Genomic DNA, 25,723 nt, shown 5'->3' on the forward strand with positions numbered 1-25,723 from the left:
TCGACTGCTAAAATAGAAGCTACTAACTTCGACATTAGCAGTAACCGAGGGGATGGTCGCCGTGGCGAGCCGCATCAGGCTGGAGGACCGGGAGTGCCCGCTGTCCACGACGGTGGAACACGTCGGCGAGTGGTGGACACTGCTGATCCTCCACGACGCCTTCGACGGCTACACCCGCTTCGACCAGTTCCAGGAGAGCCTGGGCATCTCCTCCAGCATGCTCACCACCCGGCTGAAGACCCTGGTCGCGGACGGTCTGCTGGAGCGCCGGCCCTACCAGACCAGCCCCGTCCGGCACGAGTACGTCCTGACCGAACTCGGGCGCTCCCTGCGCCCGGTGATCGTCGCCCTGGCCGCGTGGGGCAACTCCCGACTCGCGCCGACGGAGCGCAGCATGATCCTTGTCGACGCGCACACCGGCGAGGAAGTCGAGCCCGTCGTCGTCGACGCCAGAACCGGCCGCCGACTCGACAACAGCGCCGCCTACGTCTTCACCGCGGGCCCCGCAGCCAGCGACGCGATGCGCAGCCGCTACGCGGCACGGCCGGCCATTCCCGCGGAAGAGGCGTAAGCAGGCGCGGAAGAGCCTCAGACAGCCTGAGCAGGGCCGCGAGCACGGGCTGCACCCGACCAGCCTCCCCGCACCTGGCGGTCACGTCGCTGCGGATCCCCGCATCGCCGACGGTTCGGACAATCGAGAGTCGGCATCGCCGTGAACTCGGACAAGGACCCGGACGACCCCACCAGATCAGTGGAACCTTGGGGCGTCGGCTGCTACATCCCGAGCGATCACAACTTCCAGGGAGCCCTCTCGACCGATCCCGGGTTCGCGTCCGGGACGGTGGACGTCTGGTTGACTCCCAACGTGATGCCTCGCAGCGGGTCTCACATCACCGGGCGCTGGTCCTGCACCGACTGACCCGCTGTCACTCGTCCCGATCACGCCGGTTCGGGGACGGGTTCCAGGAGCTGGGGGCCGTTGTTGCGGACGTTGTCGACCACGGTGGAGACGGGGGTGGCGGTGAGCAGGCCGTCGGCGGGGGTGCGGCGCAGGGCGCGGAGTTCGTCGGGGTCGGTGTGGGCGGGGTCAAGCCAGGCATCGGCGTGCCGCACAGCTTCCCACTGCGCCACCGCGCACCGACAACGGGCCGCACCGGCGCGGGGTTCGGGCTCGGCCCGAGGCTCGCGCGTGGGCGACGCCGCCGTTCTTGCTCGGCCGGCCAGGTCGAATTGCGGTCGTCTTCGGCGGGGCGACCCGTGGCGGCGGGGTGCCGGTTCGTACGGTGGCATTGCGCCAAACAGCGGACACGTGATCGAATTTTCGTCCGGGCTGCTGGCGAAGGAGGCCGCCCTGCGGGCGGCGCGCGCGGCCGTCTCCGAGTACCTGCCCACCCTGCCCACCGGCGTGGTGGAGGTGACGGACGAGCGGCGCGCCGAGTCGGCGCGGCTATGCGAGGCCGAGCGGCAGGCCGCCCACGCCCTGGGCACCGACGACTACCGGGCCACCCTGGAGGGACCGGCCCGGATCGACCATCGCGCCGCCCTCACCCACACCGCGCCGCCCGGGTAGCCTCCACGCTTGGGGCCGTGGGAACCCCGCTTCGGCATGGTCGGCCGCTTCCGCGGCGATCAGGGCGCCAGCCGTCCGGGTGCTACCCGGGTCGGCAGCCAGGGACATCAGCCGGGCGGCCCGGGCGCGGTCCGTCGACGGCGGGACGACCAGCAGGTTCAGCCGACGCGGTGCGTACGAGCACACCATGATCATGTGCTCGTCCTGTTCGACGGTGAACCAACCCGCGTGAACGACGTGCCCCGCGACCGGGATCCGCCGCGGAACGACCGGCCACTGCGCCGGGTTCACGGTGATCCGTGTGATGCGGCCCCACCGCTGGTCGAGTTCGGCTGCCAGGGAGGGGAGTTCGAGGAGAAGATCACGCGACCGGGGCCACCAGGCACCGTCCAACCGGCCGGCGCGCACGCCGTCAGGGGCGAGGGACAGGCGCAGCGTGGACTCCAGGGCCACGGGCGTTGTCGAACGATCGAAGGTCGCGGTCATGATGAAGGACCTGTCTCCGGATCCGGCGGGATTCGGCGTAGCCGTTCGCCGGAGACGACGCCAGAATCCAGTGCTGGCATGCGAAATGCCTTCGGTGATGCCCAGGGTACTCTCTGCCGATCCCGAACCCACCATGGTCGGCGACCCGACATGCGGCCCGACCGGCCTGCGAGGTCGGGATCGATCCTGCCGGTGGGGGGCGGGCTCCGGGTGAGGCTTCAGGGCCCTGGTGTCGGCGCAGGCCGCGCCGAGTCAGCGCACGACACCCCGGCATCGCCAGCCGCAACCATCCTCAAAGCCGTACGCGACCGCGAAGAACGCGGCCGGACCCTGGTCGGCTGCGCCGAACAGGCCGCCTCACCGCGCGGTGGGCTCCTCACCACTGTTCCGATGGCGGCTCCCGTCTGCCTGTCCGTCAGGCGGCCCCGGGACGCCGAGCATGGCGGAGGCCTGCTGGAGCGGGTCGAGGACGCGGGTGGGCGCGGCGGTCCGGGGAAGGCCGCGGCAGGTGAAGCCGAGCTGGGCCATGGCCCGCAGGACCTCACCGGCGCTGAAATCGCGGCGGTCCTGACGGGTGATGACCTGGCCGATCTGCTTGACGGGGTAGGCGCGGCGGCCGATGATCACCGACTCGCCGGTGACCTGCTCAGGCTTGATGCTCTTCATCGATTCCAGGACGCCGCTCTTGGTGAGGTCGAACGGGAAGCGGGCGATGACGCAGCGCATGGTGCCTCACAGAGAAGAAGGGGATGGTCTGCCGCGATGAGGCGGTTCAGCGGGTAAGGGCGGGGACACCCTCAGCGCTGCCCTGGATGTCGCGGCCGGGCCGAGCAGCGGCCCGGCGGTAGTGCAGGGCGTGCGCGGCTTCGGCCTTCGGTGCCACGGGCGACGTGAACGGCCCGGGCTGGCCGAAGATGTCGCGCAGCTGGACCCGGTCCGTGTAGGCGGGGCTGTCACGGACGGCGGCGAGCTGGGCCTGAGTGACAAGTCCGGTGCACAGGCCGTCGTCGTCGCAGACGAGCAGGTGGCCGACCCGGGCGCCTGCCAGAACGGACAGGGCCACCTCGACGGTCATGTCGTCACAGACCTGCGGTCCGTCCGGGTCCACGGCGTCGGTCGCCGTCCTGTGCGCGGGAGCGGCAACCGCGGGGCGGGGTTGCACCTGGACCAGCGTCAAAACGTACCTCCTGCTGAGATGGGTCAGTGTCCTGATCACGTGCTGCTCAGGCCGCCGCGTCGAAGGCGGACCGCCGCACGCCCCGGCGCCGGGCGGCCGAGGCCGGACTGCGCCGAGCACGGGGGGCCGCGCTGCGCTTGCGCCGCTCGACCGTCGGCGCGGTGACGGGGACGGTGACGGGCACGCCGGTGGGGACGCGGGCCCCGGTGATGCGGGCCAGGTCCTCGTCGCCGGCGCTGACCCTGGTCGTGACGGGGGTGATGGCGGCGGTGGCCATCATGCGGGCCATTTCGCGGCGCTGGCCGGGCAGGACAAGCGTGACGACGGTGCCGGACTGTCCGGCCCGGGCGGTGCGGCCGCCGCGGTGGAGGTAGTCCTTGTGGTCGTTCGGCGGGTCGAGGTTGACGACCAGGTCGAGGCCGTCGACGTGGATGCCGCGGGCGGCGACGTTGGTCGCGATCAGCGCGGTCACCTGGCCGGTGCGGAACTGCTCCAGGGTCCGGGTGCGCTGGGGCTGGGACTTGCCGCCGTGCAGAGCTGCGGCCCTCACTCCGTTGGCGAGCAGGTCCTGCACCAGGCGGTCGGCGCCGTGCTTGGTGGCGATGAACATGATGACTCCCCCGTCGCGGGAGGCGATGTGGGCGATCGTGGCGTTCTTGTCGGAGTTCTGCACGTGCAGCACGTGATGCTCCATGGTGCTGACCGCCCCCGCGGACGGGTCCACCGAATGGGTGACCGGGTCGTCGAGGAAGCGCCGCACCAGGCGGTCGACGTTGCGGTCCAGGGTGGCGGAGAACAGCATCGTCTGGCCACCCGGGGCGACCTGCTCCAGCAGCTCGGTGACCTGGGGCAGAAAACCCATGTCGGCCATCTGGTCGGCCTCGTCGAGCACCGTGATGCCGACGCCGTCCAGCTGGCAGTCCCCGCGCTGGATCAGGTCCTTGAGCCGGCCGGGGGTGGCCACCACGACCTCCGCCCCGCGGTTCAGCGCCTGCGCCTGACGACCGATCGACATCCCGCCGACCACGGTCGCCAGTCGCAGCCGCACCGCGTGGGCGAACGGGGTGAGAGCGTCGCTGACCTGCTGGGCGAGTTCACGGGTGGGCACCAGAACGAGGGCCAGCGGCCGGCGCGGCTCGGCCTTCCGACCGACGGTGCGGGCCAGCACGGCGAGGCCGAACGCAAGGGTCTTGCCGGAGCCGGTGCGACCCCGGCCCAGAACGTCGCGTCCGGCCAGCGAGTTCGGCAGTGTCGCCGCCTGGATCGGGAACGGCGCGGTGACGCCCTGACGAGTCAGCGTCTCGAGGAGCACTTTCGGCATGTCGAGTTCCTCGAAGGACTCGACGGCGGGCAGCGGCGGCGTGATGCTGACCGGCATCGCGAACTCGCCCTGCGAGGAGAAGTTGTGACGGGACGTACGTCCGCCGGCGGGCCGGTCGCCGTAGAAGGAGCTGCCGCCGGAGCGGGATCCGTAGGCGCCACCGGAGCGTGAGGAGGCCGAGGAGCGGGAGTTGGCGTTCTGGTACGAGGAGCGGCTGGAACGGTTCATACGAAACCTTCCTGGGGCGGCACGTCGCGACGGGCTCCGCAGCGCAAGGCGCCGGCAGGAGGTCGCGGGGAACGGGCCGAAAGTGTGAAGAGCGGGGCGTGGACGGTGAAACCGTGCGGCACGTCACCTCAGGTCGACGCTCGCCGGCAGTGCAGGAGCGAAGATCCTCGAACCGTGAATGTCACGGCAGGGCGCCGATCCGGACGCGGCGCTGTACGCCTCACGTGGGGATGGCCGCCGGTGGCGGAGCCAGGGGCCTGAACGGCCGGGAAATGCGTCGTGGCGCAATGCCGAGGGGCCCGCACCGGGAAATTTGTACGCGGTGCGGGCCCCTCGCTGCTAGGCGGGTGCCGTGGCAGAAAAACTACAGCGGACGAATGTTCTCCGCCTGCGGGCCCTTCTGGCCCTGCGTGACGTCGAACTCGACCTTCTGGCCCTCGAGCAGCTCACGGAAGCCGTTGGCGTTGATGTTCGAGTAGTGGGCGAACACGTCAGGACCGCCACCCTCCTGCTCGATAAAGCCGAAGCCCTTTTCCGCATTGAACCACTTCACAGTGCCATTAGCCATAAAAAAATCTCCTTCAAGGGGCTGTCCGAAGCCCGCACGGCGCGCGCTTCGAGTCGCCGCGATGAGCACCCACCCGGGGAAGAGCCGGGAAACAAAAATGCGCCTGCGATACATCAGCAGGCGCACACAAAGTTCATGGGAACCACTACTGCAACTAGGACGAGTCTAGCAGGGCGCGGCCGATCGCAGTGGATATTTCGCCCCCGGCCCGCCGGCGCCCCCCTCGGAGCCGTCACCACCGAATCACCACGGGCATCAACACACCTTGCGAGCATGCTTGTTGACGGCGCGGCCACGCGCCCGTATGCGCGGCGGCCACGTGGAAGCGCAACTCGGACGGACCTGCGGCGGGTACCGGATGAACTCCCGCCACGGCGGCCCGGTCACCGGCCGGCCACCCTGTCACCCCTCAGCAGCGGGCCGGTGTCCTGGTCGAGCTCACCGACCGCGTCGAGCACGGGGCCGTCGGCTCCGGGCCGGAGGCGGACGTCGAGCAGGGACGGGTGGACGAGCAGCGGCGGGTGGAACTGCGCGGGACGGCCACCTGGACTCCTTGCGGCCCGGCCTCGGCGGCCCGGGGGGGGCGCCCGCGAAGCGGGAGACTGACCCCGACGGCCCGCGAACGCGGGTGCGGCCCCAGCCGGAGCGGGCGGAGAACCCGACGGCCACGCGTCCGCACAGCCGGACCGCAGCCAGGCCCCCGGCGACCGCGGGCGGGCAGGAATGGTCAGGGGCTCGTCAGGCATGGGCTGTTGCAGGTGATGTCGGCAACGGATGAAACAAGGGCCACGCACGGCGTGTCGGGCCCGCAAGGACCGGCGATCCGAATGAAGAACGCCCCTCTCCGGAGCTGACGGGCTGCCTGGCTGAGGGGGCTTCTGTCCCCCGGGCACGTCCGGTCGCGGGGTCAGCATCGGCTGGGCGCTGCCTGCGCTGTGAGCGTGGGCGCGGTCCGGTCAACGAAACGATGGCCGGGCCCGGGCCCACGCCGCAGGGCACGCGTCATGACCCGCGCAGAACGGTTGTGGACGAATACCACCTGCGTGAACTCCGAAAACTGCGAGTCGTCGTGGCGGCGCCGGGGCGGCCTTCGCCGGTCCGTCCGGGGACCGGACCGGCGCGATGCTGCACCACTGGACTGCTCCGGCTCGCGCTCGGGGGCGGCAGGGCCGGCTTGGTCTCCGTTCCCGGGGCGGCCTGCGGTGAACGGCATGCGCTCACCGCGGACCGGTCCTGGCGGCCGAGGCGGCGGGTGGGCGGTCAGGTGTCGGCGGTGGGTTCCTGGCCGTGCGGGGAGCGGCGGAGCTGTTCGTTGATGCGCAGGGCTTCGTCGAGCTGGTCTTCGAGGATGACGATGCGGCAGGCCGCCTCGATCGGGGTGCCCTGGTCGACGAGGTCGCGGGCGCGCATGGCGATGCGCAGCTGGTAGCGGGAGTAGCGGCGGTGTCCGCCGTCGGAGCGCAGTGGGGTGATGAGTCCGTGCTCGCCGAGGGCACGTAGGAAACCGGGTGTGGTGCCGGTCATCTCTGCGGCGCGTCCCATGGTGTAGGCGGGGTAGTCGTCGTCGTCGAGCCGGTTCGGGCGGTCGGGGGTGGCGGGGGTGTGCGGTCGGATGGTTGCCGTGGTCACTGCACCTCTTCGTGTCGGGGCGGGGGGACGCGTCGAGGGGCCCCGGGAGTGTCGCACTCCCGGGGCCCCGAAGGGTTCTACACCATCTTCCGGCCTTGGGGCCGGTTTCTTCGTGTTCGCACGGCCCCGGGGGTTGGGGTGTGCGGGGATCGCGTATGCGTGACCGGAAACCACCGTCCTTGCGTTGGGGTCTGCGGTGTCCGCCCGGGCCGGTGTTCACGGGCCGGGCGATCCTGATGGCGCTTGTGCCCTCCGTTCATCCTCTGTGCCGAACTGTCACTTTTCGTACTACTGGTACTGCACTCACTGAACTGCGTACTACGGGTACTGCTGGTGGCCCCTGATACCTGCGGGCCGCCCGGTCCGGCAGTCAGTCCCGTCGCCGTCCTGCACCTGCCTGGCTTCGGAAGAGTCCACTGCCGGACCGAACCGCGAACTTCTGTCCAACAACCCGGCCAGTTCATGTCTGGCCGGCATCGCCGACTGCTGTGTACGAGAGAAACGCTAGACCCGCCCGCGGGCAATGTCTACTCCGGCGCGCATAGATTTTGCGCCGCCCGCGGGTGAGCTAACCTTCCGCTGCGCGGCGGCGGCAACCCCCTGAGTCGCCGCCTCGCGCCCGAAGGAACGAGCGACACCGTGCAGGGAGGCGGCAGTGGAGAACCCGGCGCCCACGGCACCGGAGAGGACCCGGGGCGGACAGGCGGCCCTGGTCGAAGCGATCACCGAGGCCGTGCGCGACGGCGACGACCGAACCGTCCGGCGGCTGCTGGCCCGCTTCGCCGAACTCGCCACCACCGCCGACCTGTACGCCCTGCGCGACGCCCTTGACACGGTCCGCCCGTCCGGTGACCGCGGGCAGGGTCCGGCGATTGGCTAGGAGCGATGCGCCTCTGGTTTGGTCCGGCCGCGACCGGCGCCGAAAGGGAGCGGCCGGACCGCGGAGGGAGACCGGTGGACCCTCCGTGAGCGACGGTACGTCGGGGCCGGGCTACCCCGGCCGTACCTCGTCGTCATCGACGACCTGCCGGTCTTCGGCGAACCCGCCGAGTCGGTTCGCTGCGCCCGACCGGCCAGAGCGGCTGAGGCGGCTGACGGTCACACGGCACGCCGGTTTCCGATGAGGTATGAAGGCCGCCGCCCCGCGGGTCGCAGGGCAGCGGCGCCGGCGGGTGCGGGCCGCCGGTCGGAGGCGGCCGATGAGTACGGTCGACCGCCCCGGCGGGTGATGCGGCCCCGGCCCCGGCGCCGTCGGAGGTGTACGTGCCGGGCGGACGAGACCAGGAGCTCGCCACGCGCCCTGGTCGGGGTTCGCCCGGGTTCAACGACACAGGCCCCCCGAGGGCACGGGGACAGCGGCACGGCCGGCCGGCACTCACCGGCTCGCAGCGACGCCAACCTCTGGGCATCGCCAGGAGCAGGTGCCAGGGCGGCATGCCTCCGAGACCGCGCAGCCAAGCAGGCCGGAACCCCTACCAGCCCGAACGCACCGCCAGCCAAGCAGGCATCCGCCCACGTCAACCAGCCTGACATCGAGATCAGCAAGCAGCTCCCAGAGCCTGCAGCCCCACAGGTCGGACAACCAACTGCCCTTCAGAACGCCAGAGACGGCACAACGTTGACCGTTCAAGATTGAGGCCGCCCGTCCCCCACTTCGTATGGTCGGCGGCCGCAGGCGATGGGTGCGCTGGTCCGATCGGGGGCTTCTGCCTGTCGGCAGCAGTCCTCGTCCCAGGTGGCGGCGAACCGGAAGTGCCCGGTGACGCCGGAAGGCGGTGACCGGGCGGTCTCGGGGCCGAGCCGTTCGCCGATCCAGTCCGACGCACAGGCGGGCGGCTCGCCCCGCGGCCCGGGAATCGGGCCGCGGCAACGGAGCCGGACAGCGGGCCGCGGGCGGTTCCGGGCAGTGCGGGGGCAGCGGCGTCCCGTGTCCTGGAGCCGCCGTCCTACCAGGGGCGGGCCGCACCCGGCGGCCGCGCCGCGGGCGGGCTGGGTGGTGGCGGGAGCGGGGCGAGGTGGGCGTGCACGGTCTTTCCGCTGGCCGGGTCCAGGGTCACCGAGACGCTGTCGCAGAGGGCCGCAACCAGGATGAGGCCCCGGCCGCCGAGGGCGGCGCCGGGGTCGGCGAGGCGGGGCTGCGGCAGGACGCGGCTGGTGTCGCTGACGTCGACGTCGAGGCCGGCCGGGCCGTGGGCGAGGTGCAGGCTGCCGGGAGCGTGCGTGTGGCGGACGGTGTTGGTGACGAGTTCGCTGATCACCAGCAGCGCGTCCTCGCGCAGCGGCCGGGGCAGGTGAGCGCGGGTCAAAAAGGCGCGGGCGCCCGCCCGGGCCTCGGCCACGCACCGGTCGGCGTCGCCGAAAGCCACGGTCCATTCGAGGACCGACGGCTGTGTGGGGGCGGGGACGGGTGGCGGGAGCAGGGCGGTGTTCATGGAATCGGGTCCTTCAGTTCACTGGCCCGCGGGCTGTTGAGTACGGGACGGGGCGGGCCCGGCGCCGGGCGGCACCGGGCCCGCCGATGGCACAGACGTGCGGGCGTCGTCAGCGGCAGTACCAGCCGGCCGGGACCCAGACGTTCTCCCAGTGGGTGGGAATCCACTTCCACTCCCAGCCCGCCTTGTGCCAGACCTTGTGCCAGTAGCCGTGGTGCCAGTGGTGGTGGGAGTCCCACCAGCCCGGGTGCCAGACGTTCTTCCCGTACCCGTGGTGCCAGACCTTCTGCCAGTGCCCGTGGACGAGCTTGTGCTCCCAGTGCGCCGGGTACCAGCGGCACTCCTTGTCGTGCATGACCGAGGACGTGGCGGACGCGGTGGTGGTGGCCGAGGCGGTGGTGGCCGAGGTGGCCACGGCGGCGCCGCCGGCGAGGACCACACCGGCCGCGGCGGTCGCCAGCGAGCGCCCGGCGCGTGCGGCAGTCATCGTCCTGCACCTCCTTCCTGAGGGTTCGTCACCGGGCGCAGAGTGGTCGACGTCCGGATCGGGCGGTGTTCCATGACCTTGATTCGTGCGCGAATGATGCTTGGACGGGCGGGTCGCCCGACTTCTTTCGCTTGAACGTTCGACACTCGGACGGCCTACATTCGCCGGCCCGGACCCGTCCGGTTCCGACCGGGGAACGAACCAGAGAAGGAGGGTGCACAGGTCCCTCACTCCTTCTCCCGGCCACGCGAAAGGCCAGATCGTGAAGCACCACCGTCCCCACCAGGCCCGTCGTCGCCCCTGCCCCCGGCCGGGGTCGCAGGCCGCGGCCGGGTCCACGCCGTGAGCGAGCCCGCGCAGGCCGCCACGGCCTGCACCGACGGACCCCTGCTGGAGGCGCTGATGGCCGAGGTCGCGGTGGGCGACCAGGACGCCTACCGCAGGATCTACCGGGCCCTGCTCGGGCCGGTCTTCGGACTCGTCCTGCGGGTACTGCGCGACCCGGCCCAGTCCGAGGAGGTCGCGCAGGAGGTCATGCTGGAGGTGTGGCAGTGCGCGGCCCGCTACCGGCCGGAGCGCGGCGCCGTCGTGCCGTGGGTGATGACCATGGCCCACCGCCGCGCCGTCGACCGGGTGCGCCAGGCACAGAGGACCAGCGCCCGCGAAGAACGCGCCGCGGCCCACGCACACACCACCGCCTTCGACGAGGTCGCCGAGGCCGTCGAGGACCGTCTGGAACACGAGCGGCTGCGCCGGTGCCTCACCGCGCTCACCGGTCTGCAACGGCAATCCCTCACGCTCGCGTACTACCGCGGCCTGACCTACCAGGAGGTCGCCGACCTGGTGCACGCACCGCTGAGCACGGTCAAGACCCGGATGCGCGACGGCCTCGTCCGGCTGCGCGACTGCCTGGGGGTGCACCCGTGAACGACACCGCCGACCTGCACACACTGTCCGGCGCCTACGCCCTGCACGCCCTCGGCGACGCCGAACGCTCCGCCTTTGAACGCCACCTCGCCCGGTGCGAGCCCTGCCGCACGGAAATCGCCGGATTCGCCGCCACCCTCGCCAGGCTCGGCCTCGCCGCCGCGACCGTGCCGCCGCCCGGCATGGAGGACCGCGCGATGGCCGCCCTCCCCCGCATCCGGCAGCTCCCACCGCGCACCGTCGCCGACCGACTGCTGCCCGAGCGCGTCCGCCGCCGGCCCGGCCGCACCGCCGCCCGCCTCGCCCTGGCCGCCTGCCTCGCCCTCACCGCCGTCTTCGGCGGCCTCGCCGTCCACCAGCACGACCAGGCGCAGCGGGCCGAAAGCCGAACCGCACAGCTGCGCACCGAACTCGCCGAATTCGGTGCGCTGCTGGCCGCGCCGGACGTCCGCAGCGCCACCGCCTCTACCAGCGACGGCAGCGGAAGCGGCACCGCCGTGTGGTCCCGTCAACGCGACCGGGCAGCGTTCCTCGCCGCCGACCTGCCACCGCTGCCCGCCGGCCGCGCCTGGGAGCTGTGGCTCGACAAGGGTGGCGCGCCCCGCCCCGCCGGCCTCCTCCACACCTCCGACGGCACGCTGCTGCTGCCCTCCGGCATCGACGGCGCACGGGCCCTCGCCGTCTCCCAGGAACCCGCAACCGGCTCGCCGCAGCCGACCACCGATCCCGTTCTGCTGCTCCCCCTGCCCTGACCCACCAGGGCCCGGTTCCTGCAAGAAGCGCGTGCGAGCCGGTCGTGCGATCGGGTCCACGGCGTGGGAAGCACCCCCGCGAGCAGCACGTCCGGCTGGCGCGCCTCAACGCGGCAGCGTGCCGGGCATCGTCGGCCCGAAGCCGCCGTCGTCGGTAGTCCGATGCCGCGCGGCCGTGCCGTGCCGGTTCTCCGGATAGGGGGCACGGGGGTGCGGGCCGACAGGTGTCGCGGATGCCAGCACCAGCGGCGCTCCGGTGAGCACCGCCGCGACCGCGTCCACGGTGAGCCGGTGCCAGCCGCAGGCGTCAAGCAGCATGGTGTGCCGGCCGCGCGGCATCACGATCGTGCCGACGCGGGCGCCGGCCGCGGCGGCTCGGCGGGCGAGGTCCCAGGACTGCGCCGCGGAGGTGACGGGGTCACGCTCGTCGTGGAGAATCACCAGGCTCCGCCCGGCCAGGTGGGCGACGGGTTCGCCCGGCGGGCACCACGGTGCGAGGGCGACCACGCCCCGCACCCCGGGACGCCCGGCGGCAGCGATCGCCGCGCGGCCGCCCATCGAGTGACCGACCAGGGCGACCGGCAGCCCCGGAACCAGGCGGGCAAGCTCACCCAAGGCGCGGTGCGCGTCCTGCACCGGGTGCGCCGCGTGCCCGTTCCAGCCGCGGTACCGGTAGCGGACCCGCGCGATCAGGACGGCATCGCCCGGCAGTTGGCGGCGCAGCGCCCGGGCGAGGAGATGCATCCGGCGCGCCGGCAGGTTGAGGAGCGTGGGCGGGGCGAGGCTGTCGGCGCGGCCGCCGTGGAGCAGGAGCACCACGGCCTGCGGGCTGTCGGGGGCGTGCAGGACATCGAGTGCTGCCGGGGCGGTACGGCTCCGGTTCATGAGGATTCACTCTCCTGCTCGGGTGATCGGCCGGAACGGCGAATGCGCCACCGTCGCCTGCGACCACGGACCGGGCCAGGGCCGGTGTTGCCGGGCGGACGGAGCCGGGACGGAGGTCGTCCGCAGACGTGCAGCCCCGGCCGGGAGCACCGGAGGAGGGCCGGGGCTGCACGCCCAGGGGCGGGTCAGGAGGTCGGCATGAGGACGGTGTCGACGATGTACACGGTGGCGTTGGCGGTCTGCACGTTGCCGCACAGCACCTTGGCGTTGCCGTTCGCGGTGAAGTCCTGCCCGGCGCCGGTAACGGTCACCGTGCCGCCCTGGAGCGTCTTGTGATCACCCGACAGGTCCATGGGTGCGAGACGCTCCGGCGCCACGTGGTAGGTGAGGATCTTGGTGAGCTTGTCCTGGTCGGCGAGGACGGCGTCCAGGTCCTTCTTCGGCAGCTTGGCAAAGGCGTCGTTGGTCGGCGCGAACACCGTGATGTTCTGCGCCGAGTTCAGGGTGTCGGCCAGACCCGCCTTGGTGACGGCGCTCACGAGGGTGGACAGCAGCGGGTTGTGGGAGGCGGCGGTGGCGACCGGATCCTGCGCCATGCCGGCGAACGAGCCGGCCCCGTCCTTCGGAACCGCTGCACAGGCGGCACCGAACGGCCGGGCCGCGGCCATGGCCGTGCTCACTGCCGCGCTCGGCACGGCCTGCGGTGCCTTGGACGACGCCGCATCGGCGGCGGCTCCGCTGCTGGAACCCCCGCCGCTGCCGCAGGCGCTCATCCCGAGCGCCAGGGCACCGGCGGCGACAAGTACGGCGAAGGAACGGCTGCGGGACATGGTCGACACGAGAAGGTGCTCCTTACGGGAGAGTGGCGCGGCCAGGGCGAGGACCGCCCGGCCGGATGACGTCCGACGGCGTGCCGCGCCACCGGCCGCACTGCCTGCCGGGGCGGAAGATGCATTCGCCTGTCACACAACCCGTTCGGCGCCGCCGGACCCCGGGATTGGCGCCGTCCCCGGACTCACCCGGACGAGTGGTGACCGGGCAGAACAATGCCTCAGGGGAGGGCGGACTCCGTTGACGGCCGCCCGGGTCGCTGCTGCACTCCGCCGACCAGCCCGGGGCGGTTTCGGGCCGGGTGTGGCAACCACAGGCGTGCGTGGGGACTGCCGGAATGCAGCGAGGTGGCCGGGCCGGGCCGCGCCGGGCCGGGCCGGGGGGAGACGTTGGGCAGCGTTCACAGTCCTGCGATATAGGCGTCGGCGTTGGCGAGGGCTGCCGCGGTGGCGCCGTCGAGCAGAGCCTGGCGGATCAGCTCCCATCCGGCTTGGGGGTCTTGGTCGCGGTCTGCCGGTTGCCGCAGGACTTCCGCGGTGAGGGTGTTCGCCTGCTGCCGGATCATGACCGGGATCCGGGAGCGGAAGTGCGGGAGATCCTGGGCGAGCGTCCGGGTGGCGAGCAGGCCGGTGTGGGCGGGGTTCTCGGCGACTGCCTGCTCCAGCAGGCGGACGGGGAAGTCCACCCGGCGGGCCATGCGGGCGATCAGGACGGCGGCGTTCTGCGGATCGAGTTCGAGGGTGGCGGTGATCGTCCGGGCGATCACCACGGTGGCGTCCCGCTCGGCGGACCCGGTCTCCAAGAGGAACAGCAGGTCTGCTGCGCTGCGGGTGTTGAAGCAGACCATGCCGCAGACCTCCGGACGGGACGCGTACAGCCCGGACGGGCGGGCCCGGACGGCTGACAGGGCGGCGGAGGGCGCTGTGGTCAGGCTGCACAGTCGCGGCAGATCGGCCGGCCGTTCCTGTCCTGGCCGGCGGGTCGGGTGCGGTGGTGGACCAAGAAGCAGGTCATGCAGGTGAACGCGTCCTCCTGCAGGGGCACGACCTGGACGGTTCCTCGCCGGACAGGTCGGTGCCCGGAAGTTCCAGCCCCTCGACGGCCTCGGCTTCGGCGTCGACCGCGGCGCTTTGCTTGTCGTCGCGTCGGCCCTGCGGCCGCCGGGCGGGCGGCCGCCCCCGGGCCGGGGCCCGGGGGCGGCGGCAGGCTCCCGGTCATCAGGGCCCGCCCGGAGGGGCGGGTAGGTCAGATGTGGCCGAAGAACATGCTGCCGGGGGCGTCGGGGTCGTTGGACATGAAGTGCTCGCGCACCGCGCGGATGAACTCCTGGCGCGAGATCGCCCCGTTCCCGTCGGTGTCCAGCTTCATGAACACGTCCATCGCGTCGGGCGATTCGCTCCTCCACACGTCCCGCAGGAGCCGGGCGAACTCGTCCTTGCTGATCTCGTTGTCGCCGTTGGTGTCGATGACGTCGAAGATCGCGTGGCCGCCGCCGTCCACCACGTTCAGCCGGCTGGTGTCGATGCACGCGAGGCGGTTCGCCGTGACGAACTGGTCCTTCGTCAGCCGGTCGCCTCCGGCGCCGGAGTGGCGCAGCAGTTCCAGCCAGTAGATCTGGCAGAAGCTCTGCAGGGCGCGGGCACGGAGGTCGTTCTTGTCGAGCTTGTAGGCCTGGATGTAGCGGTCGGCGAGTCTCTGGTAGTCCGTGCAGTCCACGTAGCCGTCCTTGTCGGCGTCGATGGTGTCGAACTGGCGCTCAAGTTTGGTGGTGATGATGTCCCGCACCGTCGTGGTCATGCCGCATTCCTTTCGCGATCCTGGGTGTGGCGCTTTCCCGGGGTGGGGGAAGGCCACCCCGGACACTCCCCGGACCGTGCAAGGGACATCCGGACCGGACCCCGTTCTCACACGAACCGCTGTACGCCGCGCCCACGATCAGCCCCTCCGGGACCGGCGGCCGACGGCACATCGGGTGCATGCCACGCCTGGACCTGCGCCCGTGACGCGGCCCGCGGGCTGCCTTCGCTGCCCCGCGCACGCCGCGCGCCAGCACCTCCCCGAAAACGCCGCCGCCACGCCCGGCCCCCGGCCGCCTGTGGTGCCTGCGGCCGGGCACTGCCCGCTCAAGGCCGTGAGGGGCGCTGCGACCGGTCCGGACCGGCGCAGCGCCGGGCCGCGGCGGCAGGGTCCGGGGCGCGGCGGCCGCCGTGGGGCGGGATCGGCAGTCCGGTTCACTCCAACTGCCCAGCGGGGTGCTCCGCAGGCAGTAGCCGGTGTCCCTTCGCTGACGGGTCGCTCGTTGGCCACGGCGTGATCGAGAAATTCGCCATCATGGCGGCTGCCGCCAGGCCACGCTCTCCGGCCAGGACGCGTACGTGGTCCTCGGCGACCACCAGCCGGAGCAGGCCGTCTCCGGCAAGCCGCTGACGTTCTCCCACTACCGGATCTGGCGGCTGCGCCCCTGCGACACCCACGACTACAAGAACCGCCCGGCCTGCGGCTACTGCACCCGCAGCGTCACCAACGGCGTCGCCGACGCCAACCCCTATTCCGGGACGGCAGTCTGCTGAGCACCCTCGAACGCGTGGCGGCCCGCTGAGCATCCTGCTCCGCGGGCCGCCGCACGTTCGAGGAGCCGTCATGTCAGACCGAGCCGGCGGGCGGTCTCCTCACCGCCCTGCATGTGACCGTGCGCCTTGTCTCCGAGCTCGGCAACGATTCCGGCGACCACGGTCTCCACCACGGCGAGCGTGGGCACCAGGCTGTCGTAGGGCGAGGGGGCCCCGACCTGGCTGGAGAGCACCACCTCTGCCTGGGTACTCACGGGCGAGAGCCAGGTGTCCGTGAACAGCACGACCCGCCCGCCCGCCTCCCGGACCAGCTCGGCAATGGTGACCTTGTCCTCCTCGTAGCGGCGGTAGTCGAACACGACGAGGACATCCCGCCGGCCCAGGGAGGACAGCTGAGCCGTGCGCTCCACGGGCCGGTCGGGCAGCATCCGTACCTCGTCGCGCATCTGCATCAGGTGCAGGCCGAGGTACTGGGCGAACAGATGGCTGAAGCGGCCACCGACCAGCGTGATGCGGCGCTTGGGGTCGGCGAGGAGTTGCACGGCCCGCTCCAGGTCGTGCGGGGTGACTTCGGCCAGGGTGCGATCGACAGCCGAAGTGAACACCTCCCTGCCGTAGGCGAGCAGGCCTGCCGGTCCGGTCCGGTCCACCGAGTCGTCCTCGGTGGGGGCGCCGTAGCCGCCCGCGGTGTAGAGGGTGAGCGGGGAGGCGTTCCGCTCGTCCAGCTCCGCGCGCAGCGCTGCCTGGAAGTCGGGGAAGCCTCGGTAGCCGAGTCGGTTGACGAAGCGGATGACCGTGGGGGCGCTGACGTCGGCGCGTTCGGCGAGGGTGGCGATGGTCTCGAATCCGGACGCGGGCCAGCCTGCGAGCAGGACCCGGCCGACCTTTCGCTCGGCGGGGCTGCATTCGCCGAGTCGCTGCCGAATGTCCTCGGCGAGGGTGACGGGGGCCATGGGGGTCCTTTCCCGGTCTGGGGCTCGGAGAGGCCGGCGGTGGCCGGTCGCCCCGGGTGGCCTGGGCTGCGGGAGCTTGATCGTGATCCCCGCAGCCTAGCGAAGTGCCGGGCTGCGGGGAGGTGCTCGGGTGGTTCGGGCGGTCAGTCGGTGGCGGGGGCGATGCGCACGTCGAGGTCGCTGAAGGAGGCGGTCGTGGTGCCGTCGGCGCTCCAGGCGCGGCTGTCGCCCCGCTTGCGGAAGGTGATCTCGAAGGTCGGGCCGGTCTCGAAGGTGGTGGCGGTCGCTGTGCGCCGGTCGGCGGCGGTGAGGGCCCGGGCGGTGCCGGAGAAGGAGTAGGGGGTGCCGTCCGGGTTGTCGACGGAGTAGAAGGCGTCGTGGTTGGCCGGCACGGTGTTCTGCGGGCCTGGCGTGAGCGGCTTCTTGCCGTCGGCCGGCTCGGTGTGCCAGGTTCGGGCGTCGTACCGGTCGCCGTCGGTGAGGTAGCTGTAGCGGACGCCTTCGATGGTCCACCGACCGCCGGTGGTGCCGGTGCGGGCGCGGCGCAGGTCGAACACGGAGACGCCGTGGGTGCCCAGGACGCGCAGGGACTCGTCGGCGGACCCGGCGTGCTCGACCTCGAGGGCGGTGTTCTCGTCGAGGGCGAACACCCGGGTGTGTCCGGTGTCGGCTGCGAGCCGGATCGCGCGGCCTTCGCGGCCGTAGGTGCCGGTGTGGGTGTCGATGAGGCCGGAGCCGAAGAAGCCGAAGCCGCCGGCGGGGATGTAGCCGAGGCGGCCGGGGTCCTCGAAGTAGCCGGGCGTGCTGCCGTCACGAAGGGCCGGATAGCTGTCGCCGCCGCTGACCATGTCGGGCCCGGAGGCGATCTGAGCGCCGGCGCTGGAGCCCGCGACGACGGCCCCGGCCCGCAGTTTGGCGCGGATCGCGGCGAGGACCTTGGAATCGGTGTGGGCGTCGCCGTGCAGCAGGCTGGTGAGGTAGCGGTACTGGTCGCCTCCGCCGAAGAAGAACCCGGTCATGGCGTTCACTTGGGCGGCCGCGGCGTCGGAGTCGGCGGCGGCGACGTGGTCGATGTCGATCGGGATCCACTGGGCGTCGGCCGCTCCGTGGTGCTTGAACAGATCGGCGTAGTACCTGCCGTTGCACACGGAGTTCGAGCACCGGTCGGGGTCCGCCGCGTCGGGGTCCTGGCTCTCGGGGACGGAGGCGGCGGTGAGCACGCCGATGCGGGCCCGCCCGGCGCCGCCCGCCTTGGCGATGATCTCGTGGTAGATCTCGGTGTTGTCGTCCTTGAGGCCTCCGCCCACCAGGATCAGGGTGCCGCCGCCCCGGTGGTCCGGGCGGGCCGGGGTCTGCGGGGCTGCGGAGGCGGTGGGTGCGGCCGCTGCGACGACGGTCAGGGCGGCGGCCGCGGCGATCGCCGCGCGTGGGGGCAGGTGGTGTCGGTTCATCCGGGTTCTCCCGTGGGGGTCGAGGGGTGGGAACCGTGCGGTTCCGGGTGTGCGCAGCCCGTCGGCGACGCGTACCCGGTGTCGGCGGCCCGGCCGGCCGGCGGGTGCCGCTGCGTCCGGCCGGGCCTGTCCTTGGGTGCGTGCTCAGGTGCGGCGCAGGCGTTCGATCAGGGATGCGAGCAGGGCGATCCGGCCGGGCACGCTGGCCACGTCGAGCCACTCCTGGGGGGTGTGGTCGGCGCCGCCGACGGGGCCGAGGCCGTCGAGGGTGGGGATGCCGAGGCCGGAGGTGAGGTTGGCGTCGCCGACCCCTCCGGTGGAGGCAGCGTCGATGTCCAGGCCGAGTTCGGCGGCGGCCTCCCGGGCGAGGGCCAGGACGGCCTGGGCGGCGGGGGTGTTCTCCATCGGCGGGCACAGGTCGACCTGGTGCACCCGGGCGGTGGTGCCGTCGACGACGGGGCGGGCGGAGGCCTCGCGGATTCCGGCGATCGCGGTGTGCAGCCCGGCGGTGGTCGTGGCGCGGACCTCGATGTGCAGTTCGGCCTCGGGGCAGACGATGTTGGTCCGGGTGCCGGCCCGGACCACGCCGACGTTGAGGGTGACGCCGGGCCATCGGCCGTTGAGTGCCTGGAGGTCGACGACGAGGTGGGCTGCGGCGAGGGCGGCGTTGGCGCCGCGTTCGGGTTCGATGCCCGCGTGCGCCGCGCGGCCGGTGACCGTCACCAGGAGGTCGGCCACGCCCTTGCGCTCGACGACCAGGTCGCCGTTCTCCCGGGCGCACTCGAGCGCGAGGGCGTAGTCGGCTCCGGCGGCGACGCGTTCGGTGATCGGGCGGCTGGCGGGCGAGCCGATCTCCTCGTCCGGGGTGGCGAGGACGATCAGTTCGGCGAACGCGGTCCGCCCGTGCCGGACCAGGAGGTCGGCGGCGGTGATGCCGGCGAGCAGTCCTCCCTTGTCGTCGCTGACGCCGGGGCCGTGGGCCAGGTGGCCGTCGGTGCGGAAGGGGCGGGCCGCGGCGGTGCCGTCCTCGAAGACGGTGTCCATGTGGCCGACGAGTACGATCCGGGCACCGCCGTCGGCGGCCGGCAGTGTGCCGGCGAGACGGCCGATCAGTACGTCGCCGCACGGTCGGCCGTCGGGCAGACGGGTGGGGATGCGCTCGGTGGTGAAGCCGATGCGGTCCAGCCGCTGTTCGACCCGGTCGGCGACCCGGTTCACGCCCGCGGGGCTGTAGGAGCCGGAGTCGAGGGCGACGAGGTCGGCGAGGTCGGCGAGGTAGTCCGGCAGGGCCGCCTCGGCGGCGGCCCGCAGGACGGCCGGGCCGGCCGGCCCTCGGTCCGTGGTGGGCGCCTGCTCGGCGGGGGCGCTCACAGGACCTTGGACAGGAACGCCTTGGTGCGTTCCTGCTCCGGGTCCACCAGCACGGTGCGAGGGTCGCCTGCCTCGACCACGACGCCGTCGTCCATGAACACGGCGGTGTCGCCGACCTCGCGGGCGAAGCCGATCTCATGGGTGACCACGACCATGGTCATGCCGTCGGCGGCGAGGTCGCGCATGACGTCCAGGACGTCGCCGACGAGCTCCGGGTCGAGCGCGGAGGTCGGCTCGTCGAACAGCATCAGTTTCGGCTTCATCGCGAGCGCGCGGGCGATCGCGACGCGCTGCTGCTGGCCGCCGGACAGCTGGGAGGGGTAGTGGCCGGCGCGGTCGCCGAGGCCGACCCGGTCCAGCAGGAGCTGCGCCTCGGCGCGGGCGTCGGCCTTGTTGACGCCGTTCACCCTGACGGGCGCCTCGATGACGTTCTCCAGGGCGGTCATGTGCGGGAAGAGGTTGAAGCGCTGGAAGACCATGCCGATCTCGCGGCGGCGTTCAGCGACCTCGGACTCGCGGAGCTCGTGCAGGCGGGTGCCGGCCTGACGGTAGCCGACGAGGTCGCCGTCGACGGTGAGGCGGCCGCCGTCGACCTTCTCCAGGTGGTTGATGCAGCGCAGGAACGTGGACTTGCCGGAGCCGGAGGGCCCGAGCAGGCAGCACACCTGGCCGCGTTCGACGGTGAGGTCGATGCCCTTGAGGACGTCGAGCTTCCCGTAGTGCTTGCGCACGCCCTCGGCGTGCACCATGGGCTGGGCCATCGGTTCAGCCCTTCCGTTCGCGGTTGGTGGTGAGAAGGTCGGTGACGCCGACGAACATGCGGCGCAGGGGTGAGACCTGGGCCATGCGGGTGGTGCCGCGGCCGTAGCGGCGCTCCAGCCAGGCCTGGGGGACGGACAGGACGGTGGTCAGCGCGAGGTACCAGAGGGCGGCGACGACGAGCATCGGGATGACCTGGTAGTTCTGGGCGTAGACGTCCTGGATGTTCGACATCAGGTCGTGGGCGGCGATCACCGAGACGTAGGCGGTGGTCTTGAGCATGTTGATGGTCTCGTTGCCCATCGGGGGGATGATGACCCGCATGGCCTGCGGCAGGACGATGCGGCGCATCGTCAGGGCGGGCTTCATGCCGAGGGAGTGCGCGGCCTCGGTCTGGCCCGGGTCGACGGACTGGATGCCGGCGCGGACGATCTCGGAGGCGTAGGCGGCCTCGTTGAGGCCGAGGGCGAGCAGGGCGGCGATCGACGGGGTGAGCAGGCTGTTGGTGTCGAGCTGCACGAAGGTGATCGTGGTGAACGGGATGCCGATCATCACGTGCTTGTAGAGGGCGGCGGCGTACGCCCAGAAGATGATCTGCACCAGCAGCGGGGTGCCGCGGAAGAGCCAGACGAACAGTGAGGACAGCGCGTACAGCACGGGGCTGGCGGACAGTCGCATGACGGCGACGAGGGTGCCGAGGGCCAGGCCGATCGCCATGGCTGCGGCGGTGAGCCACAGGGTGGTGACGAGGCCGTCGAAGATGAGGTCGGCGAAGAGGTAGTGGCCGACGACGTCCCAGTGCAGGTTGGGGTTCTTGGCGAGGGAGCCGACGAGTCCGACGAGGGAGAGCAGGGCGAGGGCGGCGGCGATCCAGCGGCTCCAGTGGCGTACGGGGACGGCGGTGAGTTCGTCGGCGCGCACGGCGGCTTCCTCGGTCCGGGTCGCGGGTGCGGAGGCGGGAGAGGCGGTCATGTCAGTCCACCGCGCCGTTCTTGGTGGCCTGCTTGATGGCGATGGACGCGGCGCCGTACGTGGCGTGGATCGTGGCGAGGGAGCCCTCGTCGATCAGCTGCTGGAGTGCCTTCTGGACGGCGTCGGTGAGCTGCGGCAGGTTCTTGGCGATCGCGATGCCGTTGGGTGAGGCGTTGTAGCCGCCGAGTGCGGCGGGGTCGTCGACGACCTCGAACGCGGCGCCGCCGTCGGCGGTCTTCGCGGTCCATCCGGCGGCGGGCTTGGTGAGGACGTCGGCGACGACCTTGCCGGAGCGCAGGGCGAGCTGGGCGTCGGAGTCCTTGGGGAAGGCCTGGAGGTGGATGGCGTTCCTGCCGAGCTCGCGGCACCTCTCCTGGTGCTTCTCGAGGAGCTTCTGCTGGTTGGTGCCGGTCTGGACGGCGACGGAGCGGCCGCACAGGTCGTCGAGGGTGACGATCGTCTGCGGGTTGCCCTTGGCGACCATGACGCCGGTGCCGGAGGCGGAGTAGTCGACGAAGTCGACGACCTGCTCGCGCTCCTTGTTGTCGGTGATGGCGGAGATCGCGGCGTCGTACTTGCCTGCCTGGATGGCGGGGACGATGCCGTCGAACTTCTGGGCCTGGAACTCGAACGTGACGCCGAGCTTCGCGGCGAGGGCCCGGCCGAGGTCGACGTCGAGGCCGGTCATCTCCTTGCTGCCCTCGGAGACGTACATCTCGAACGGGGGGTAGGGGATGTCGGTGGCGACGCGGACCCTGCCGGACTTCTTGACCGCTTCCGGCAGCGAGGCGTGAAGGGCGGCGTCGGGGGTGATCGTGACGCCTGCGATCGTGACCGGGGCGGCAGCGGGGGGAGCCGGCTCGCCGCCTCCACCGGTGCAGGCGGACAGGGCGAGGGATCCGCACAGGGTGACGGCCGCCAGCAGGGCCGGTCTGCGGAAGACGAGGGAGTTCACGTCGCTACCTTTCGGGAACCTTGGCGGCGCCCGTGGGGCCGCGCCGCGAGCCATGACGTTACATCCAACGCTGAAAGATGAACAGATGTAACACAGGATACAAATGCATAACGGCCTGACCCTCGGGTCGCCGCTGCATCGTTTCCGCACCGCAAGGCCAAGATTTTCCCCCGGACTTCCGTTACATCTATCGCCGACCACGCAGGATCTGTATCTTCCGTTCCCGAGCGCCGTTCGGCGCGCCGCCGCTCCCCCGTCGGCGGCACTCCCCTGCCCCGGGCCGTACGCCCGGGGCAGGCCCCCACATCGCCGGCCCCGCCCCACGACTCCGGGCCGGCCTCCCCCAGGAGCACGCATGTCCGTGTCCGTACGTCCCGCCGTCCGCACCGCCCCCCTGGCGGGCGCCGCCGCGCTCGCCCTGGCGCTGCTCGCCCCCGCCCAGGCCGCGCACGCCGCCCCGATCACCGGCAGCCTGGTGCTCGCCGGCGGCGCGGTCGCCCCCACCAACTCCGCGGTCTACGGAACGTTCCTCACCAAGGCCGGCGGGAGCGGCGCACGGATCGGCGTCATCACCGCCGCCTCCGACGTCCCCGCCGACGACCCCCACGCGGGCGACCCCGCCACCTGCAGCAACTCGGTCTGCAACGGCACCTACTACGTCGACCTGCTGAAGAACACCTACGGCGCCGCGGACGCCCAGTGGATCCCCATCGACCTGGACCACATCGCCAACAACTCCAGCCAGAGCGTCATCAACCAGATCAACTCGATGACCGGCTTCTTCTTCGGCGGAGGCGACCAGAGCCGCCTGGTCACCACCCTGCTCAAGAGCGACAACAGCGACTCCCCCGCCCTGGCGGCCATCCGCGCCAGGTTCACCGCCGGCGCCGCCGTCATGGGCACCAGCGCCGGCACCACCATCGCCAACGGCCGCGACATGGTCACCGGAGGCGAGAGCTGGGACGCGCTGCGCTACGGCTCCTACACCACCGTCAGCAGCAGCCACCCCGACGACCTCACCTACCGGCCCGCGGGCGGCTTCAACTTCTTCACCTCCGGCCTGCTCGACACCCACTTCGCCGCCCGCGGCCGCCAGGGACGCCTCACCCGACTGGCGGCCGACACCGCCCACACCCGCGCCTTCGGCATCGACGAGGACACCGCACTCGTCGTGACCAACCCCGGCTCCGCCAACGAGACCGACGCCGTCGTCGGCACCAACGGCGTCTCCGTCTTCGACCTCCGCACCGCCACCGTCGGCACCCACAGCGGCTACTGGTCGATCGACGACGTCAAGTGGAGCTACCTGACCGGCGGCGACACCTACACCCCCGCCACGTGGACGGCGTCCTCCACCAAGCCGGGCTACGCACCGGGCGGCGGCAGCGTCGGCAGTCGCTGGAGCGACGTCTTCTCCTCGCCCGACTCCTCCACCGACCACCCCTACCAGATGGTCACCATGGCCAGGGAGCTCGTCGACGCCGGCCGCAGCACCTACCAGTACGGCATCAGCTACGAGAGCGGCCCCACCTTCGAGGCCGACCTCACCAAGGGCACGGGCTACCAGGCGTGGAGGAGCGGCACCGCCGTGTCCTTCACCAACCTCACCACCCACCTGTACGTCTACTGAGCTTCCCCGGTCCGACCGCGGAACCGGGCCGGTGCGCCGTGCGGCGCGCCAGCCCGGCCCGTTCGGCGCCCCGGCGCCCGGCGTGCCGTCAGTCCGGCTGGAGCCCGGTCAGGCGGCGCGGATCGAGGATGCCGTCGAGTTGCTCGGAAGGCAGCACGCGCGCCTCTCCCGCGAGATCGCGCACCGTGCGGCGCTCCACGACGCAGCGGCGGGCGAGTTCGGTGGACCTGCGGTAGCCGATCACCGGGTTCAGCGCGGTGGCGAGGACCGCGGAGCCGCTGGCGTGGGCGTAGGTGCGCTCCGCATCGGCCTCGATGCCGGCCACGCAGCGCTCGGCCAGCAGCCTGCAGGCGGCGGTCATGCGTCGCAGGGCGGTGAGGAGGACGTGGGCGATCAGCGGCTCGAAGGCGTTGAGCTGCAGCTGGCCGGCTTGGGCGGCCATGGCGACGGCCGCGTCGGCGCCGATGGCGTCGTAGCAGACCTGGGTGACGGCCTCGGGGATCACCGGGTTGACCTTCCCGGGCATGATGCTGGACCCCGCCTGGAGTTCGGGCAGCCGGATCTCGGCGAAGCCCGCCTGCGGACCGGAGGCGAGCAGGCGCAGGTCGTTGCAGACCTTGACCAGGCGGAGCGCGAACCGCCTGAGGGCGCCGGAGAGTTCGATGAACGCTCCGACGCCCTGGGTGGCCTCGACGAGGTCGCGGGCCGGCCGTACCGGTATGCCGGTGACGCGGGCGAGGTGGCCGGTGCACGCCTCCGCGAAGCCGGGATGGGTGTTGAGACCCGTGCCGATGGCGGTGCCGCCCATGTTGATCTCGCACAGGGCGCGGGCGGCGTGCTCGATCGCTGCCGTGTCGTCGCGCACCCCGAGGGCGAAGGCCGCGAACTCCTGACCGAGCGTCATGGGGACGGCGTCCTGCAGCTGGGTGCGGCCGAGTTTGACGACGTCGGCGAACGCGTGGGCGCGGTCGGCGAAGGCGTCCGCCAGGACGCCCTGGGCGAGGCTCAGTCCGCGGGCGGCCGTGTACAGCGCTGTCTTCACGGCGGTGGGGTAGGCGTCGTTGGTGCTCTGCCCGAGATTGACGTGGTCGTTGGGGCTGAGGCGGGCGTAGTCGCCGCGCGCCGCCCCGATGAAGTCCAGCGCGCGGTTGGCGACGACCTCGTTGGCGTTCATGTTGGTCGAGGTGCCGGCGCCGCCCTGGAGGACGTCGACGAGGAAGTGGTCGTGGAGGGCGCCTTCCCGGATCTCCTCGCAGGCGCGAGCGATGGCCTCGGCCCGTTCCGGGTCGAGGACGCCCAGATCGCGGTTCGCGAGGGCGGCGGCCTGCTTGACGGAGGCGAGCGCGGACACGAGTTCGGGGTGGGCGGACAGCGGGATGCCGCTGAGCGGGAAGTTCTCGACGGCTCGCAGCGTGTGGATGCCGATGTAGGCGTCGGCCGGGAGGTCGCGGTCGCCGATCAGGTCGTGCTCGGTTCGCAGGGATCCGCGGCCTTCGAAGGATGGTGGTGAGAAGGAGTGGCCGCTGGTGCTGGTCATGAAGGGAGTCCAGGTGGGTCGGGAGCCAAAGCAATGTATCGAAAGTTACAAGACCTGCCGTGTTGAGTCCACGTGTAACGCGCACGGACTGTGAAGTCACCCTCCACACCAGGCCGAGCGCTGCTCCCACCCGCGGGAATGCGCCGTTGCCAGAACGTAATGCTCAATACATTCACTCACTTCTACGCACGGATGTAACTTTTGCTTCGCGCCGATGACGGCGCGCCTCCCC

Annotated in this window: 24 protein-coding genes and 4 pseudogenes; 7 read left to right on the forward strand and 21 right to left on the reverse strand. The window is 71.9% G+C overall.

The window, feature by feature from the left end; genetic code table 11:
- Window positions 1–52 precede the first annotated feature (52 nt).
- A complete protein-coding gene (locus tag KSNIM_RS00600; protein ID WP_263101210.1) occupies window positions 53–571 on the forward strand; it encodes a winged helix-turn-helix transcriptional regulator in 519 nt (172 codons plus the stop codon).
- 368 nt (window positions 572–939) lie between these two features.
- On the opposite strand, the pseudogene KSNIM_RS00605 reads toward KSNIM_RS00600, so the two are convergent.
- Window positions 940–1,101 (reverse strand): annotated as a pseudogene (locus KSNIM_RS00605) (SOS response-associated peptidase); the annotation flags it as partial.
- Window positions 1,102–1,309: 208 nt separating this feature from the next.
- Here KSNIM_RS00605 and KSNIM_RS00610 point away from each other — a divergent pair.
- Window positions 1,310–1,570 (forward strand): hypothetical protein, encoded by a 261-nt coding sequence (locus tag KSNIM_RS00610; RefSeq protein ID WP_263108260.1) that lies wholly within the window; start codon window positions 1,310–1,312, stop codon window positions 1,568–1,570.
- 156 nt (window positions 1,571–1,726) lie between these two features.
- On the opposite strand, the pseudogene KSNIM_RS00615 reads toward KSNIM_RS00610, so the two are convergent.
- The 6 genes and pseudogenes from KSNIM_RS00615 to KSNIM_RS00640 form a co-directional block, all read right to left on the reverse strand.
- A pseudogene (locus KSNIM_RS00615) lies at window positions 1,727–2,191 on the reverse strand (DUF5994 family protein); the annotation flags it as partial.
- A gap of 291 nt (window positions 2,192–2,482) precedes the next feature.
- A pseudogene (locus tag KSNIM_RS00620) lies at window positions 2,483–2,782 on the reverse strand (SCO5918 family protein); the annotation flags it as partial.
- Between the two features lie 46 nt (window positions 2,783–2,828).
- Window positions 2,829–3,233 carry a hypothetical protein gene (locus KSNIM_RS00625; protein WP_263101211.1) on the reverse strand — a complete coding sequence of 135 codons (405 nt, stop codon included), beginning with the start codon at window positions 3,231–3,233 and terminating at the stop codon, window positions 2,829–2,831.
- Between the two features lie 46 nt (window positions 3,234–3,279).
- Window positions 3,280–4,782: a DEAD/DEAH box helicase gene (locus KSNIM_RS00630; protein WP_263101212.1), complete on the reverse strand. Its 1,503-nt coding sequence runs from the start codon at window positions 4,780–4,782 to the stop codon at window positions 3,280–3,282.
- A gap of 364 nt (window positions 4,783–5,146) precedes the next feature.
- Window positions 5,147–5,350, reverse strand: a complete 204-nt coding sequence (locus tag KSNIM_RS00635; RefSeq protein WP_030918248.1) for a cold-shock protein — start codon at window positions 5,348–5,350, stop codon at window positions 5,147–5,149.
- 1,260 nt (window positions 5,351–6,610) lie between these two features.
- Window positions 6,611–6,892, reverse strand: coding sequence for a MerR family transcriptional regulator (locus KSNIM_RS00640; RefSeq protein ID WP_263107783.1), 282 nt, complete (start codon window positions 6,890–6,892; stop codon window positions 6,611–6,613).
- Window positions 6,893–7,634: 742 nt separating this feature from the next.
- Between KSNIM_RS00640 and KSNIM_RS00645 the strand changes: the two genes are divergently transcribed.
- Window positions 7,635–7,859 (forward strand): hypothetical protein, encoded by a 225-nt coding sequence (locus KSNIM_RS00645; protein WP_263101213.1) that lies wholly within the window; start codon window positions 7,635–7,637, stop codon window positions 7,857–7,859.
- Between the two features lie 1,066 nt (window positions 7,860–8,925).
- Here the strand turns inward: KSNIM_RS00645 and KSNIM_RS00650 are convergent.
- Both KSNIM_RS00650 and KSNIM_RS00655 read right to left on the reverse strand, forming a co-directional pair.
- A complete protein-coding gene (locus KSNIM_RS00650) occupies window positions 8,926–9,411 on the reverse strand; it encodes an ATP-binding protein (RefSeq protein ID WP_263101214.1) in 486 nt (161 codons plus the stop codon).
- 109 nt (window positions 9,412–9,520) lie between these two features.
- Window positions 9,521–9,898, reverse strand: a complete 378-nt coding sequence (locus KSNIM_RS00655; protein ID WP_263101215.1) for a hypothetical protein — start codon at window positions 9,896–9,898, stop codon at window positions 9,521–9,523.
- A gap of 342 nt (window positions 9,899–10,240) precedes the next feature.
- Here KSNIM_RS00655 and sigK point away from each other — a divergent pair, with 342 nt between their 5' ends.
- Both sigK and KSNIM_RS00665 read left to right on the forward strand, forming a co-directional pair.
- A complete protein-coding gene (gene sigK, locus KSNIM_RS00660; RefSeq protein ID WP_411543632.1) occupies window positions 10,241–10,825 on the forward strand; it encodes an ECF RNA polymerase sigma factor SigK in 585 nt (194 codons plus the stop codon).
- Entirely contained in the window at window positions 10,822–11,577 is a 756-nt protein-coding gene (locus KSNIM_RS00665) for an anti-sigma factor (RefSeq protein ID WP_263101216.1), read from the forward strand. Before sigK ends, KSNIM_RS00665 begins: the two co-directional genes overlap by 4 nt.
- A gap of 105 nt (window positions 11,578–11,682) precedes the next feature.
- On the opposite strand, the gene KSNIM_RS00670 is transcribed toward KSNIM_RS00665, so the two are convergent.
- The 5 genes and pseudogenes from KSNIM_RS00670 to KSNIM_RS00690 all read right to left on the reverse strand — a co-directional run bounded on the left by KSNIM_RS00670 (window position 11,683) and on the right by KSNIM_RS00690 (window position 15,090).
- A complete protein-coding gene (locus KSNIM_RS00670; protein ID WP_263101217.1) occupies window positions 11,683–12,462 on the reverse strand; it encodes a lysophospholipase in 780 nt (259 codons plus the stop codon).
- A gap of 185 nt (window positions 12,463–12,647) precedes the next feature.
- Window positions 12,648–13,301 carry a fasciclin domain-containing protein gene (locus KSNIM_RS00675; protein WP_411543633.1) on the reverse strand — a complete coding sequence of 218 codons (654 nt, stop codon included), beginning with the start codon at window positions 13,299–13,301 and terminating at the stop codon, window positions 12,648–12,650.
- A gap of 392 nt (window positions 13,302–13,693) precedes the next feature.
- Window positions 13,694–14,140, reverse strand: coding sequence for a hypothetical protein (locus KSNIM_RS00680; RefSeq protein WP_263101218.1), 447 nt, complete (start codon window positions 14,138–14,140; stop codon window positions 13,694–13,696).
- A gap of 80 nt (window positions 14,141–14,220) precedes the next feature.
- A pseudogene (locus KSNIM_RS00685) lies at window positions 14,221–14,447 on the reverse strand (DUF4193 family protein); the annotation flags it as partial.
- A gap of 91 nt (window positions 14,448–14,538) precedes the next feature.
- On the reverse strand, window positions 14,539–15,090 hold the full coding sequence (locus tag KSNIM_RS00690) for an EF-hand domain-containing protein (protein WP_263101219.1): 552 nt from the start codon (window positions 15,088–15,090) through the stop codon (window positions 14,539–14,541).
- Between the two features lie 578 nt (window positions 15,091–15,668).
- On the opposite strand from KSNIM_RS00690, the gene KSNIM_RS00695 reads away from it, so the two are divergent.
- Window positions 15,669–15,863 (forward strand): hypothetical protein, encoded by a 195-nt coding sequence (locus KSNIM_RS00695; RefSeq protein WP_263101220.1) that lies wholly within the window; start codon window positions 15,669–15,671, stop codon window positions 15,861–15,863.
- A 68-nt stretch (window positions 15,864–15,931) separates the two neighbouring features.
- Here KSNIM_RS00695 and KSNIM_RS00700 read toward each other — a convergent pair whose 3' ends face one another.
- The 6 genes from KSNIM_RS00700 to KSNIM_RS00725 all read right to left on the reverse strand — a co-directional run bounded on the left by KSNIM_RS00700 (window position 15,932) and on the right by KSNIM_RS00725 (window position 22,324).
- Entirely contained in the window at window positions 15,932–16,816 is an 885-nt protein-coding gene (locus KSNIM_RS00700; protein WP_263101221.1) for a MurR/RpiR family transcriptional regulator, read from the reverse strand.
- Window positions 16,817–16,959: 143 nt separating this feature from the next.
- Entirely contained in the window at window positions 16,960–18,267 is a 1,308-nt protein-coding gene (locus KSNIM_RS00705) for a cyanophycinase (RefSeq protein ID WP_263101222.1), read from the reverse strand.
- Between the two features lie 144 nt (window positions 18,268–18,411).
- Window positions 18,412–19,638: a M20 family metallopeptidase gene (locus KSNIM_RS00710; protein WP_263101223.1), complete on the reverse strand. Its 1,227-nt coding sequence runs from the start codon at window positions 19,636–19,638 to the stop codon at window positions 18,412–18,414.
- Complete coding sequence (locus KSNIM_RS00715) at window positions 19,635–20,399, reverse strand: amino acid ABC transporter ATP-binding protein (RefSeq protein WP_317633974.1); 765 nt, start codon at window positions 20,397–20,399, stop codon at window positions 19,635–19,637. The genes KSNIM_RS00710 and KSNIM_RS00715 overlap by 4 nt, the downstream gene beginning before the upstream one ends.
- Before the next feature lie 4 nt (window positions 20,400–20,403).
- Entirely contained in the window at window positions 20,404–21,369 is a 966-nt protein-coding gene (locus KSNIM_RS00720; RefSeq protein ID WP_263101224.1) for an amino acid ABC transporter permease, read from the reverse strand.
- A 1-nt stretch (window position 21,370) separates the two neighbouring features.
- Window positions 21,371–22,324: an ABC transporter substrate-binding protein gene (locus KSNIM_RS00725; protein WP_263101225.1), complete on the reverse strand. Its 954-nt coding sequence runs from the start codon at window positions 22,322–22,324 to the stop codon at window positions 21,371–21,373.
- 355 nt (window positions 22,325–22,679) lie between these two features.
- Between KSNIM_RS00725 and KSNIM_RS00730 the strand changes: the two genes are divergently transcribed.
- Window positions 22,680–23,954: a cyanophycinase gene (locus KSNIM_RS00730; protein WP_263101226.1), complete on the forward strand. Its 1,275-nt coding sequence runs from the start codon at window positions 22,680–22,682 to the stop codon at window positions 23,952–23,954.
- A gap of 88 nt (window positions 23,955–24,042) precedes the next feature.
- On the opposite strand, the gene KSNIM_RS00735 is transcribed toward KSNIM_RS00730, so the two are convergent.
- Window positions 24,043–25,491: an aspartate ammonia-lyase gene (locus KSNIM_RS00735; RefSeq protein ID WP_263101227.1), complete on the reverse strand. Its 1,449-nt coding sequence runs from the start codon at window positions 25,489–25,491 to the stop codon at window positions 24,043–24,045.
- Window positions 25,492–25,723: the final 232 nt, after the last annotated feature.

This window comes from Kitasatospora sp. DSM 101779 (assembly GCF_025655475.1).
GTDB lineage: Bacteria > Actinomycetota > Actinomycetes > Streptomycetales > Streptomycetaceae > Kitasatospora.

Excerpts from the sequence above, each read along its gene's own strand:
- KSNIM_RS00600 (WP_263101210.1), top strand. The coding sequence starts at position 53 with ATGGTCGCCGTGGCGAGCCGCATCAGGCTGGAGGACCGGGAGTGCCCG.
- KSNIM_RS00630 (WP_263101212.1), bottom strand. The coding sequence starts at position 4,782 with ATGAACCGTTCCAGCCGCTCCTCGTACCAGAACGCCAACTCCCGCTCC.
- KSNIM_RS00635 (WP_030918248.1), bottom strand. The coding sequence starts at position 5,350 with ATGGCTAATGGCACTGTGAAGTGGTTCAATGCGGAAAAGGGCTTCGGC.
- KSNIM_RS00640 (WP_263107783.1), bottom strand. The coding sequence starts at position 6,892 with ATGGGACGCGCCGCAGAGATGACCGGCACCACACCCGGTTTCCTACGT.
- KSNIM_RS00650 (WP_263101214.1), bottom strand. The coding sequence starts at position 9,411 with ATGAACACCGCCCTGCTCCCGCCACCCGTCCCCGCCCCCACACAGCCG.
- KSNIM_RS00655 (WP_263101215.1), bottom strand. The coding sequence starts at position 9,898 with ATGACTGCCGCACGCGCCGGGCGCTCGCTGGCGACCGCCGCGGCCGGT.
- KSNIM_RS00670 (WP_263101217.1), bottom strand. The coding sequence starts at position 12,462 with ATGAACCGGAGCCGTACCGCCCCGGCAGCACTCGATGTCCTGCACGCC.
- KSNIM_RS00680 (WP_263101218.1), bottom strand. The coding sequence starts at position 14,140 with ATGGTCTGCTTCAACACCCGCAGCGCAGCAGACCTGCTGTTCCTCTTG.
- KSNIM_RS00690 (WP_263101219.1), bottom strand. The coding sequence starts at position 15,090 with ATGACCACGACGGTGCGGGACATCATCACCACCAAACTTGAGCGCCAG.
- KSNIM_RS00700 (WP_263101221.1), bottom strand. The coding sequence starts at position 16,816 with ATGGCCCCCGTCACCCTCGCCGAGGACATTCGGCAGCGACTCGGCGAA.
- KSNIM_RS00705 (WP_263101222.1), bottom strand. The coding sequence starts at position 18,267 with ATGAACCGACACCACCTGCCCCCACGCGCGGCGATCGCCGCGGCCGCC.
- KSNIM_RS00715 (WP_317633974.1), bottom strand. The coding sequence starts at position 20,399 with ATGGCCCAGCCCATGGTGCACGCCGAGGGCGTGCGCAAGCACTACGGG.
- KSNIM_RS00720 (WP_263101224.1), bottom strand. The coding sequence starts at position 21,369 with ATGACCGCCTCTCCCGCCTCCGCACCCGCGACCCGGACCGAGGAAGCC.
- KSNIM_RS00730 (WP_263101226.1), top strand. The coding sequence starts at position 22,680 with ATGTCCGTGTCCGTACGTCCCGCCGTCCGCACCGCCCCCCTGGCGGGC.
- KSNIM_RS00735 (WP_263101227.1), bottom strand. The coding sequence starts at position 25,491 with ATGACCAGCACCAGCGGCCACTCCTTCTCACCACCATCCTTCGAAGGC.